This is a genomic window from Microbacterium sp. K35 (assembly GCF_004794375.1).
In the GTDB taxonomy this organism is placed as follows: Bacteria; Actinomycetota; Actinomycetes; order Actinomycetales; family Microbacteriaceae; genus Microbacterium; species Microbacterium sufflavum.
Map to the genome: position 1 here is coordinate 1 of NZ_SSDM01000190.1, position 11,604 is coordinate 11,604.

Sequence of the window (11,604 nt, forward strand, 5' to 3'; positions counted from 1 at the left end):
CGCGGTCGACATCGCCCGGCAGGGGCGCCACCCCGACCACGGCGACCTGGCGATCCGCACGGTCGCCGCCGAGATCGGCGCGGCCCAGCGTGCGAGCGATCGCGCGGTCGAACGGCGCATGTCCGAGGCGTCCTGGCTGGTCGAGCGCTTCCCCGCGGTGTGGGAGGCGCAGGGCCGCGGGCTGATCAGCGCGGCGCACGCGCGCGCGATCCTCGACGCGGGCGCGCATCTCCACGACGCTTCCGAGCGGTCGGCCTTCGCCGACGCCGCCGTAGCCCTCGCGCAGACCACCTCGCCCAACCGGCTGCGGCCGCTCGTGCGACGCCTCGCCGAACGCTTCCAGGAGCGCACGGTCACCGAGCGGCACCGCGACGCCCGCGAGCAGCGGCGGGTCTGGGTGAAAGACGCAGGCGACGGGATGGCCGACCTGGGCATGCACGGACCGGCGACACTCGTCCACGGCATGTTCGACCGGCTGTCGCAGATGGCTCACGCCGTACAGCAGGAGAACGCTCGCGCGGAGCGGGGCGCGACCGAGCCCTCCCCTGCCACACCCGACACCCGCACGGTCGACCAGCTGCGAGCCGACCTGCTCTCCGATCTGGTGCTGACTGGCACCCCGGCCGGCCACGACACGGCGGACGGTCTGCTGGGCGAGCTGCGGGCGCGCGTGGAGGTGACGGTGCCTGTGCTGACCCTTCTTCGTGACGATCACCCCACGGCGGCGGGCGCTCCGGCTGAGCTCGACGGGGTGACGCCGATCGATGCGGAGACCGCCCGACATCTGACCGGCGGCGCCGCGGGGTGGGACCGGGTGCTGACGCATCCGATCAGCGGCGCGACGCTCGCGGTCGACCGCTACCGGCCGAGCGAGGAGCTCCGCCGGCACCTGCGAGCGCGCGACCAGCGCTGTCGTTTCCCCGGATGCGGCCTCGCGGCGCGGAAGAGCGACCTCGACCACAGCCACGATGCGGCCCGCGGCGGGAAGACCGAGCACCGGAACCTGGCGACCCTCTGCCGCAGACACCACACCCTCAAGCACCACTCCCCGTGGCAGGTGCGGCAGCGGCCGGGCGGCCTTCTGGAGTGGACGAGTCCGGCCGGACGGAGCTACCTCGACCGTCCGCCGCCTCGGCCATCGGTGGTGTTCGCGGAGGCGGGTGTGCAGGATGGCCGCGGCGCGGGGACCGGTGGAGGCGCATGGGACGCGGGTGCGGACACGGGCGCGGCACCGTTCTGAGTCGCGAGGCTGCGAGCGCAATGATGATGCCGGCGGGTGCGGCGAGCGGTGGATGCAGCGAGTGCGGCGAGTGCGGCGAGCGCGGCAGGTGCGGCGAGCGGTGGGTGCAGCGAGTGCGGCGAGCGCGGCAGGAGTCTGCGGTGCGTCTCCCCCTAGAGTGGAAGCATGTCGAGCCCCGAATCAGACAGGTCGGGGGCTGCCGGTCGCACCGCCAGCCCCGACACTCGCTGACTCGTCGCATCCGCCCCCGGGCGGGCGCTCCCCCGTCGCACCCGTCGCACCGGGCTGGCCGTGGTGACCAGAAGACCCCTTCTGCTCTCTCACCTCGGAGTCCTCGATGCCTCTTGCCCTCTACTCCCTCGCCCTGACGGTGTTCGTCATGGGCACGTCCGAATTCATGCTCGCCGGGCTCCTCCCCGCGATCGCCGACGACCTCCACATTCCGGTCGGGTCCGCGGGACTGCTCACCTCCGCCTTCGCGATCGGAATGGTCGTGGGCGCCCCGGTGATGGCGGCCTTCGCGCGCGGATGGCCGCCTCGCCTCACCCTGCTCCTGTGCCTGCTGGCGTTCGGCGCGTGCCACGTGCTCGGCGCCCTCACCACATCGTTCGAGATCCTGCTCCTCGCGCGAGTGGTGAGCGCGATCGCGAACGCCGGCTTCCTCGCCGTCGCCCTGCGCACCGCGACGTCGCTGGTGCCGCCCGGGCAAACCGGGCGCGCCGTCTCGGTCCTCCTGGCCGGCACCACCGTCGCCACGGTCGCGGGCGTTCCCGCGGGCACCGTGCTGGGCGCGGCCTGGGGGTGGCGCGCCACCTTCTGGGCGGTCGCGCTGCTCTGCGTGCCCGCCCTCCTCGGGATCGTCCGCGGCGTCCCCGCGCGCGTGATCGCTCCACACCGGCCAGAGTCCACACCCACACCCACACCCACACCAGCGCCCACACCCACGCCCGCGCCCGCGGCCGCGCCGACCCTGCGTGCCGAGCTGCGCGTCTTCGGCACCCGACCGGTCGCCATCGCTCTGGCGCTCGCGGCGCTGATCAACGGCGGCACGTTCGCCGCCTTCACGTTCCTCGCGCCGATCGTGACCGAGACCACGCACCTGGCCGAGGGATGGGCGGCGATCGCCCTGGTGCTCTTCGGCGTCGGGTCGTTCGTCGGTGTGACCGTCGCTGGGCGACTCTCCGACCGGCACCCCGGGCTGGTGGTCGGCATCGGCGGACCGCTGCTGCTCGCCGGCTGGACGTCGTTCGCGCTCCTCGCGACCCACCCCGCGGCTCTGCTCGCCGGCGTGCTCGTGCTGGGGGTGCTGTCGTTCGGGGTGGGCGGCACCCTGGTCACACGGGTGCTGTACGCCGCGACCGGGGCACCGACCATGGCCGGCTCCGCCGCGACCGCAGCCCTGAACGTCGGAGCGGCCGCGGGCCCCGTGCTCGGAGCTGCGGCACTGGCGACCGGCACCGGACCTCTCGGCCCGGTCTGGGTCGCGGTCGCCCTCACCGGGATCGCCCTCACCCTCCTGCTCCTCACCCGCGCCTCCATGACGCGCACCTCGTGACGCGACCTCGTGATCGGCGCCGGTGCGCTGGCGTCACGGGCGCCGCGACCGACACAGCCCCGTGACGCAGGCGCCGGACAGACACGGGCCCCCATGCGGACGAGCCGCCCGCCCCGGAAGGGACGGACGGCTCGTGCGCTGTGCGAATCGTGTTACTGGTACGACTTCACGATCTCGAGGAGGCTCGGCACGTTGGCGTATGCCTCGGCCGCGTTCTCCTTGGTCACGATGACCGGCGGGAGCAGGTAGGCCGGAACGACCTTCTTGCCGTTGTCGTACTGGTCGGTGTCGTTGACGTCGACCTCCTCGCCCTTCTGCAGCTGGCCGACCATCTTGATGGCCTGCTCCACCAGCAGCGTGGTGTCCTTGTTGATCGTGGAGTACTGGACGCCCTCCATGATCGACTTCACCGACTCGACCTCGGAGTCCTGACCCGTGACGACCGGGACGGGCTTGCCGGCACCCTGCACCGAGGTGATGATGGCGCGCGCGAGCGTGTCGTTCGGCGACAGGACGCCGTCGAGCGTCTCCGAGCCGTACGTCGAGGTGAGGATCGAGTCCATGCGACGCTGGGCGTTCTCCGGCTTCCATCCCTCGGTCGCGGTCTGCGAGATCTCGGTCTGACCGGAGACGACGTTCAGCGTGCCGTCGTCGATCTTCGGCTGCAGCACCTCCATCGCGCCGTTGAAGAACACGGCGGAGTTGGCGTCGTCCGGCGAACCCGAGAACAGCTCGATGTTGTACGGCGCCTCGTGGCCCGCGCGCTCGGCGAGACCGTCGAGGAGCGCCTGGCCCTGGAGCTTGCCGACCTCGAAGTTGTCGAACGCGACGTAGTAGTCCACCGCGTCGGTGTTCTCGATCAGGCGGTCGTACGCGATGACGGCGACACCGGCGTCGCGCGCGGCCTCGACCTGGGTGGTGAGCTGCTTGCCGTCCTTCGCGCCGATGATGATGACCTTGGCACCACCCGTGACGAGCGCCTGGATCTGGTTCTGCTGCTCGGCGACCGTGTTGCTGGCCGGCGCATACTGCACGTCGGCCTTGAATCCCGCCTTCTCGAGACCGGTCTTGAACAGGTCACCGGCCAGGACCCAGTTCTCCGAGGTCTTGTCCGGGAGGGCGACACCGATCGTGGCGTCGGCGGCGAAGCCCTTCGTGGCCTCATCGCCGGAACCCGATCCCGTGTCACCGCCGCGCTCCGAGGAGCAGCCGGTGAGGGCGAATGCGCCCGCGACGACAAGCGCTGTCGCCGACAGAAGAATCTTCTTCATGTGATCTCTTTCTCTGGTGTGTGCAGGTCTCGTCGCGCGTGCGCTGCGCGACGCGGCCCTTACTTTCCGCGCGTCTCCTCGACGGCGGGGGCTTCGTACTTCTGGCTGGTGGGGTAGTTCGTCTTCGTCGGATCGAAGGTGTCGGTGGCCGGGTCCTGTTTGCGGCCGAAGCGACGCGTGAGGAAGCCGGTGATCGAGGGGCGTCCCTGCTGCTTGTTCCACACGTCGATGCCGACCGCGAACAGCAGCACGAGGCCCTTGATCATCGACACGACGTCGGCACCGGCGCCGAGCAGGGCGAGGCCGTTGTTGAGGAACGCCATCACGAGACCACCGATGATCGACCCGATCACGGTGCCGATGCCGCCCGAGACGGCCGCACCGCCGATGAAGACCGAGGCGATCGCGTCGAGCTCCCAGCCGTTGCCGTCCTGGGGACCGGACGCGGTCGCCCTCGCGACGTAGATCATGCCGGCGAGCGACGCCAGGACCGACATGTTCATCATCACGAAGAAGTCGACCCAGCGGTCCTTCACGCCCGACAGGCGCGCCGCCTGCCGGTTGCCGCCGACCGCGTAGATGTGCCGGCCGAACACGGTGTTGTTCGTGATGAACGAGTACAGGATGACCAGGGCGAGCAGGATGACGCCCGAGATCGGGAAGCTGGTGCCCTCACGTCCGGTGGCGAACAGCCAGCCCGCGATGAGGATGACCGCCGAGATCAGCACGACCTTGGTGACGCTGACCCACAGCGGCGCCATGTCGGAGCCCATCTTGCGCTGCACGCGACGCGTACGGATCTCCCAGAACACGATCCACGCCACGCCGGCGAGCGCCAGCAGCATGGTCGGGATGTTGAACGGCAGCGGCAGCGCGATCTCCGGCAGGTACCCCGCGCCGATGATCTTGAAGCCCTCCGGAACGGGCACGGACTGCGAGTCGCCGACCCACTGGTTCGCCCCGCGGAAGAACAGCATGCCGGCCAGCGTCACGATGAACGCCGGCACTCCCACATAGGCGACCCAGAAGCCCTGCCAGGCTCCCACGAGCACACCGACCCCCAGTCCCAGCAGGATGCCGAGCGGCCAGGGAAGGTTCCAGTCCTGCATCGCCTTCGCCACCACGATGCCCGTGAACGCGGCGACCGAGCCGACCGAGAGGTCGATGTGCCCCATGATGATGACCATCACCATGCCGATCGCCAGGATCAGGATGTACGAGTACTGGTTGACGACGTTGATGAGGTTCCCGGACGACAGCGTGAGTCCGGTGCCCTTCACGATCCACGTCAGCACCTGGAAGACGACGAGGATGACGACGAGGCTGCCGAGGATGCCGAACTGGCGCAGCGTGGAGGTGCCGCCGCCGCCGAACATCTTCGTGATGTCCTTGAAGTGGAAGCCGCGCTTCGCGGTGGTCGAGTCGGTGGTCATGCGGATGCTTTCTGGGTCGCGGAGGTCATGCTGCGCATGAGGTCCTCGGGGGTCGCCTGGTCGGCCGGGATGCAGTCGGTGACCCGGCCTTCGAACACGGTGTAGATGCGGTCGGAGATGCCGAGAAGCTCGGGCAGCTCGCTGGAGATCACGATCACGCCCTTGCCCTGGGCGGCGAGCTCGTTGATGATCGCGTAGATCTCGTACTTCGCGCCGACGTCGATGCCGCGGGTGGGCTCGTCGAGGATCAGCAGGTCGGGGTCGGTGAACATCCACTTCGCGAGGACGACCTTCTGCTGGTTGCCGCCCGACAGCTTGCCGACGCCCTCCTCCACCGAGGGGGTCTTGATGCGCAGCGCCTTGCGGTAGCGTTCGGCGACCGCGAACTCCTCGCGCGCGTCGACCACCCCGTTGTGCGCGATCTTCGACAGCTTCGCCGCCACGATCGACCGTTTGATGGTGTCGAGCAGGTTGAGCCCCAGCACCTTGCGGTCCTCGCTCACGTAGGCGAGGCCGTGCTTGATGGCCGCAGCGACATCGGGCAGTTCGATCTCCTGCCCGTCCTTCACGAGCGTGCCGGAGAGGTAGGTGCCGTAGGAGCGACCGAAGATGCTCATGGCGAGCTCGGTGCGCCCCGCGCCCATGAGCCCGGCGATGCCGACGACCTCGCCGCGCCGCACGTTCAGGTTCGAGCCCTTCACGACCATGCGCTCCGGCACCGTCGGGTGCTGCACCCACCAGTCCCTGACCTCGAAGAACACCTCGCCGATCTCGGGCGTGCGGTCGGGGTAGCGGCTCTCCAGCGACCGGCCGACCATGCCGCGGATGATGCGGTCCTCGTTGATCTCGCCGCGGGAGATGTCGAGCGTCTCGACCGCGCGGCCGTCGCGGATGATCGTGATCTCGTCGGCGATCTGCTCGATCTCGTTGAGCTTGTGGCTGATCATGATCGACGCGATGCCCTTGGCCTTGAGCCCCAGGATCAGGTCGAGCAGGTGCTGGGAGTCGTTCTCGTTCAGGGCCGCGGTCGGCTCGTCGAGGATCAGGAGCTTGACGTCCTTGTTGAGGGCCTTGGCGATCTCGATGAGCTGCTGCTTGCCGACGCCGAGGGTCTTGATCGGCACGTCGGGGTCTTCGCTCAGCCCGACGCGGGCGAGCAGCTCGATCGTGCGCTCCTTCTGCGCCTGCCAGTCGATGCGGCCGAAGCGGCGGATCTCGTTGCCGAGGAAGATGTTCTCGGTGACGGACAGCTCGGGGATGAGCGCCAGCTCCTGGTGGATGATGACGATGCCCGCCTGCTCGCTCGCGGCGATGTCCTTGAAGCGCTGCTCCTCGCCGTACAGCAGGATCTCCCCGTCGTAGCTGCCGTACGGGTACACCCCGGAGAGGACCTTCATCAGCGTCGACTTCCCGGCGCCGTTCTCGCCGCAGATCGCGTGGATCTCGCCGGCGCGGACGGTGATCGAGACGTCGGCGAGCGCCTTGACCCCCGGGAACTCCTTGGTGATGCTGCGCATCTCCAGGATCGGGCCTGACACGGTCGGCAACGTTGCAGTGGTGCTCACGGATCTTCCTCGCGACGTGCGGTCACCTTCGATGTGACCGTTCACATCGATACATCGTCGTCTCCCGCGGGAGCGGTGTCAAGTCGGCGCGGGCATTCCGTGTCGCGACCGTGATCTCCCCGCGATCCGCAGGAACACGGGCATCCCGGCGGCGCGGCGGATCGAAAGGATTCGATCCGTGGAGGGGCGCGGCCCGCGGGAATCGAATGCCCCGAGCGCGCCGGATCGGCTCAGCGGGCGGCGGCCGACTCGCGAGCCCGCAGCAGCGTCTGCAGCGCCCCGAACGCGGGCGGATCCTCACCGCGGATCTGCGCCAGCAGGATGCGCACCGCGCGGCGGCCCAGCTCCGGGAAGTCCTGGTGCACGGTGCTCAGCGTCGGTGCCACGTGGGCCGCGACCGGGATGTCGTCGAAGCCGATCACGCTCACGTCATGCGGCACCCGCACCCCCGCGTCGCGGAAGCCGTGCAGCAGTCCGATCGCCATCAGGTCGTTCGCCGCGAACACCGCCGTGAAGTCGCGGCGGTGCGACAGCTCCTTGCCCGCGAAGTAGCCGAAGTCCGCCGTCCAATCCCCGCGGATGGGCGGGAACGTGGGCAGATCGGCATCGCGCAGCGCGTCGAGGTAGCCCCGCATGCGCGACTCCGCCTCGATCCAGTCCTGCGGTCCGGCCAGGTGCAGGATGTCGCTGTGCCCGAGCGAGATGAGGTGCTCCGTCGCGGCTTTGGCACCGGCGACCTGATCGGCCGACAGGCTCACGCCGTCCGAGCCCGACGCCGTCTGCAGAGTGACGAAGGGCATCGCGCCGGACATGCCGCGCAAGACATGGAACACGCGCACCTGTGGCGCGAGCACCACGATCCCGTCGACCTGCTCCCGCTCGAGCTGGCGCACCGCGTTGCCGATGGCCTCCGGCGTGGTCGAGGGGAGGTTGAGCGTGGAGACCGAGTAGCCCTCCTCGCGCGCCGCATCCTCGATCCCGGCGATGGACGAGGTGGGGCCGAACTCGCCGATCGTGGCGGACAGGATGCCCAGCATGTTCGACTTGCTCGTCACCAGCGCGCGCGCCGCGAGGTTCGGCCGGTAGTCCAGCACGGCGATCGCGTCGAGCACCTTCGCCTTGGTCTCCGGCCGGATGCTGGGGTGATCGTTCAGCACGCGGGACACCGTCTGATGCGACACCCCCGCGAGCCGGGCGACGTCGCGGATGCTCGGCAGGCGGGCACGCTCGGAGGACGTGGACATCACTGCCTCCTCGCGTGTGCACGGTCACATCGTCACTTCATTATGTCTGCCAGGACCGCGCCGTGCATCCCGAAGGCGTCACGGGCCGTGGGCCGGAGGACGTCGCGGCGGGAGACCTCAGCCGAGGATGCGGGCGCCGGGCACCGGCCCGTGCACGTGCAGCGGGTCCAGCCCTTCCTCCCGCAGCCGGGTCTGCACGTCCTGCGCGGTCTCGGGATCGGGGCACAGCAGCGCGACCGTGGGACCGGAGCCCGAGACGATCCCGTGCAGGGCACCCGCCGCGATCCCGCGGTCGATCGTGTCACCCAGGTCGGGCCGCTCGTGCAGCGCCGCCGCCTGCAGGTCGTTGTGCAAGGCATCGGCGAGCTGGCGCGGGTCTCCGGTGCGCAGCGCCTGGAGCACCGGGATCGGCACGTCGAGCGACAGCGGCGGGTCATCGGCGAGCGCACCCTCCTCCTCGCGCAGCAGGTCGAGCCGCTCGTACACCACCGGGGTCGACAGGCCCTGCTCGCTCGTGACCAGCAGCCAGTCGAAGCGGCCACGCGCGAGCGCGGGGTTCAGCTGATCACCGCGCCCCGTGCCCACCGCCGTGCCGCCGTGCAGGGCGAACGGGACGTCGGCGCCGAGCCGCGCCGCCAGGTCGTGCAGACGCGCGGGCGACAGACCGGTCCCCCACAGCGCATCGCACGCGACCAGGGCCGCGGCGGCGTCGGCCGATCCGCCCCCCATGCCGCCAGCGACCGGAACGCTCTTGCGCACCTCGAGCGCCACCCCGCCGGTGTGCTCGGTGGCCGTGGCGAGCAGCTTCGCCGCGCGCATCGCCAGGTTGCGGTCGTCGAGCGGCACGGAGCCGTCGTCCTCGACCCCGGACACCGTGATCGAGAAGTCGTCCGCCCGTCGCGCGATCACGTCTTCGTACAGCGACACCGCCTGGAACACCGTCGCGAGGGCGTGGTAGCCGTCGTCGTGGCGGCCACCGACCCCCAGATAGACGTTGATCTTCCCCGGCGCGCGCACGTGCACGGATCCGGCGGCCGAGGCGAGGCTCATGACCGGGTCACAGATCCGAGGAGGTCGCCCAGAGGTTCACGTCGATCCCCCCGGACAGCTCGTCGATGCGGGCGAGCTCCTCCGCGGTGAACTCGGGCCCGTCGAGCGCGGCGAGGTTCTCGTCGAGCTGCTCGGGCCGGGACGCCCCGATCAGGGCCGAGGCGACCACCGGGGTGCGCAGCGTCCACTGCAGCGCCAGCTGGGCGAGCGACTGTCCGCGGCCCTTCGCCACGTCGTTCAGCGCCCGCAGCGTCTGCACGGCCTCGTCGGTGAGCTTGCCCTTCGGGAGCGAGCCGCGCTGCTGCGCCCGGTCGGCGGTGCCGTCGCCCAGGTACTTGTCGGTGAGCAGTCCCTGCGCGAGCGGCGTGAACGCGATGGCCCCGAGACCCGACTCCTCGAGCGTCGTCGTGAGGCCGTCCTCGATCCACCGGTTCAGGATGGAGTACGCGGGCTGGTGGATGACCAGCGGGGTGCCGAGATCCTTCGCCACGGCGACCGCCTCGGCCGTGCGCTCGGCGCTGTACGACGAGATGCCCACGTAGAGGGCCTTGCCCTGCCGCACGAGCGTGTCGAGCGCGCCCACGGTCTCCTCGATCGGGGTGACCGGATCGACGCGGTGCGAGTAGAAGATGTCGACGTAGTCCAGGCCCATGCGCGTGAGCGACTGCTCGGCGCTGGCGAGGATGTACTTGCGGCTCGCGTAGTCGCCGTACGGGCCCGGCCACATGTCCCAGCCGGCCTTCGACGAGATGATGAGCTCGTCGCGGTAGGGCCGGAAGTCCTCCGCGAAGATGCGACCGAAGTTCTTCTCGGCGGAGCCGTAGGGCGGGCCGTAGTTGTTCGCGAGATCGAAGTGCGTGATACCGCCGTCGAACGCGTGACGCAGCAGCGCGCGCTGGTTGTCGAGCGGGATGTTGTCGCCGAAGTTCCACCACAGCCCGAGCGAGATCGGCGGCAGGTAGAGGCCGGACGACCCGACCTGACGGTAGGCGAACCGTCCGTAGCGGCCCTCGTCGGCGGCGTACGGGCGGTGGAGCTCGGGGACATCGGGACGGAAGCGCGGGGAGTCGGTCACGGTGCCAGATTACCGGGCGGTGTGGGATCCGGGATCGCCGTTGCGTGGCGCTCGATGCGCTGGTAGGCGGGGACGACGGGCGGTGCGGGACCACGGGCAACTCCGGGTTTCGTCGCCTACACTCGTGCCGCTCGGACGCCGCGGGGCAGTGACAACTGGCCGTCCGGGTGATCACGCAGTCCGCCAGGGCATCGTCCCGATGGCGTCGCGGTGTGGTGCGCGGCGATCCGCTGTGCCTGCAGCGCGCGCCGCACACTCCGAAGGAAACAACATGAAGATCCGCCCCGCTCTCGCTCTGTCCACCGCGGCCCTCGCGATCGGCGCTCTCGCCGGCTGCGCACCCGCCGCCACGACCCCCGCCGCGTCTGCGTCGCCCTCGCCCGGCGCCTCCGCGGACGCCGAGTGGTCGTACCGCGGGTCCAACGGCCCCGAGCACTGGGGGAAGTTCGGCGCCGCGTGCGAGAACGTCGACAGCTCCCACGAGTCCCCCATCGCCATCGACACCTCGACGGTGCAGATGGGGACCGCCGCGCAGAAGGTCGTGACGCACTACGCCCCCGCCGCGTTCGACATCGAGAACAACGGCCACACCATCGAGGCGATCCCGGAGGACCCGACGTCCAACTCGATCGAGGTGAACGGCAAGACGTACGAGCTGCAGCAGTTCCACCTGCACGCGAGCAGCGAGCACACGATCGACGGACGCACGGCTCCCGCCGAGCTGCACCTGGTGCACAAGGCCGAGGACGGCTCGATGCTCGTGCTCGGCGTGATGCTGCAGGCTGGGCCGGCCAGCACGGCACTTGACGAGTTCTTCTCGTCGATCACCACCACCGTGAGCGAGAAGGGCACGCCGCTGAGCCACGAGATCGACCCGAGCGCGCTCATCCCGGCGGACGGCATGAGCGTGCAGTACGACGGCTCGCTCACCACGCCGCCGTGCACCGAGGACGTGCGCTGGAACGTCTACCTCACCCCGGTGACGGTGTCGGCGGAGGAGCTCGCCGCGTTCACCGCCGTGTACCCCGACAACCACCGACCTGTGCAGCCCCTGCACGACCGCACGCTCACCGAGATCCCTTCGGGGGTCTGAGCTCCGCGTCCTGCCCGCACCTCCGCCGGGCTCCCGCCGTCGCGGCGGGGGGCCGGCGGGGGGGGGGGCAGGAAGAAC

General features: G+C 70.2%; 9 protein-coding genes. 3 read left to right on the forward strand and 6 right to left on the reverse strand.

Annotation, left to right across the window (positions count from 1 at the left end):
• Both DW299_RS07365 and DW299_RS07370 read left to right on the forward strand, forming a co-directional pair.
• Positions 1-1,240 (forward strand): HNH endonuclease signature motif containing protein (locus DW299_RS07365; protein WP_136036201.1); only part of this gene is annotated, 1,240 nt, incomplete at its 5' end.
• A 337-nt stretch (positions 1,241-1,577) separates the two neighbouring features.
• Positions 1,578-2,795 carry a Cmx/CmrA family chloramphenicol efflux MFS transporter gene (locus tag DW299_RS07370; protein WP_136036202.1) on the forward strand — a complete coding sequence of 406 codons (1,218 nt, stop codon included), beginning with the start codon at positions 1,578-1,580 and terminating at the stop codon, positions 2,793-2,795.
• Between the two features lie 152 nt (positions 2,796-2,947).
• Here DW299_RS07370 and DW299_RS07375 read toward each other — a convergent pair whose 3' ends face one another.
• The 6 genes from DW299_RS07375 to mgrA form a co-directional block, all read right to left on the reverse strand.
• The gene (locus tag DW299_RS07375) at positions 2,948-4,066 is read right to left on the reverse strand and encodes a substrate-binding domain-containing protein (protein ID WP_136036203.1); all 1,119 of its coding nucleotides are present in this window, start codon (positions 4,064-4,066) and stop codon (positions 2,948-2,950) included.
• Positions 4,067-4,125: 59 nt separating this feature from the next.
• Positions 4,126-5,499 (reverse strand): multiple monosaccharide ABC transporter permease, encoded by a 1,374-nt coding sequence (gene mmsB, locus DW299_RS07380; RefSeq protein WP_136028597.1) that lies wholly within the window; start codon positions 5,497-5,499, stop codon positions 4,126-4,128.
• Positions 5,496-7,109 carry a multiple monosaccharide ABC transporter ATP-binding protein gene (mmsA, locus tag DW299_RS07385; RefSeq protein WP_446724788.1) on the reverse strand — a complete coding sequence of 538 codons (1,614 nt, stop codon included), beginning with the start codon at positions 7,107-7,109 and terminating at the stop codon, positions 5,496-5,498. Before mmsA ends, mmsB begins: the two co-directional genes overlap by 4 nt.
• A gap of 185 nt (positions 7,110-7,294) precedes the next feature.
• Positions 7,295-8,308, reverse strand: coding sequence for a LacI family DNA-binding transcriptional regulator (locus DW299_RS07390; RefSeq protein WP_136028596.1), 1,014 nt, complete (start codon positions 8,306-8,308; stop codon positions 7,295-7,297).
• 117 nt (positions 8,309-8,425) lie between these two features.
• Positions 8,426-9,358, reverse strand: coding sequence for a 4-(cytidine 5'-diphospho)-2-C-methyl-D-erythritol kinase (locus DW299_RS07395; RefSeq protein ID WP_136036204.1), 933 nt, complete (start codon positions 9,356-9,358; stop codon positions 8,426-8,428).
• A gap of 7 nt (positions 9,359-9,365) precedes the next feature.
• Complete coding sequence (gene mgrA / locus DW299_RS07400) at positions 9,366-10,433, reverse strand: L-glyceraldehyde 3-phosphate reductase (RefSeq protein ID WP_136036205.1); 1,068 nt, start codon at positions 10,431-10,433, stop codon at positions 9,366-9,368.
• A gap of 271 nt (positions 10,434-10,704) precedes the next feature.
• Between mgrA and DW299_RS07405 the strand changes: the two genes are divergently transcribed.
• The gene (locus tag DW299_RS07405; protein WP_168443090.1) at positions 10,705-11,526 is read left to right on the forward strand and encodes a carbonic anhydrase; all 822 of its coding nucleotides are present in this window, start codon (positions 10,705-10,707) and stop codon (positions 11,524-11,526) included.
• The last annotated feature ends 78 nt before the right edge of the window (positions 11,527-11,604 follow it).

Bases quoted from the DNA above. Each gene is read 5' to 3' on its own strand.
- DW299_RS07395 (WP_136036204.1), bottom strand. From the start codon at position 9,358: ATGAGCCTCGCCTCGGCCGCCGGATCCGTGCACGTGCGCGCGCCGGGG.
- DW299_RS07370 (WP_136036202.1), top strand. From the start codon at position 1,578: ATGCCTCTTGCCCTCTACTCCCTCGCCCTGACGGTGTTCGTCATGGGC.
- DW299_RS07375 (WP_136036203.1), bottom strand. From the start codon at position 4,066: ATGAAGAAGATTCTTCTGTCGGCGACAGCGCTTGTCGTCGCGGGCGCA.
- DW299_RS07405 (WP_168443090.1), top strand. From the start codon at position 10,705: ATGAAGATCCGCCCCGCTCTCGCTCTGTCCACCGCGGCCCTCGCGATC.
- mmsB (WP_136028597.1), bottom strand. From the start codon at position 5,499: ATGACCACCGACTCGACCACCGCGAAGCGCGGCTTCCACTTCAAGGAC.
- DW299_RS07390 (WP_136028596.1), bottom strand. From the start codon at position 8,308: ATGTCCACGTCCTCCGAGCGTGCCCGCCTGCCGAGCATCCGCGACGTC.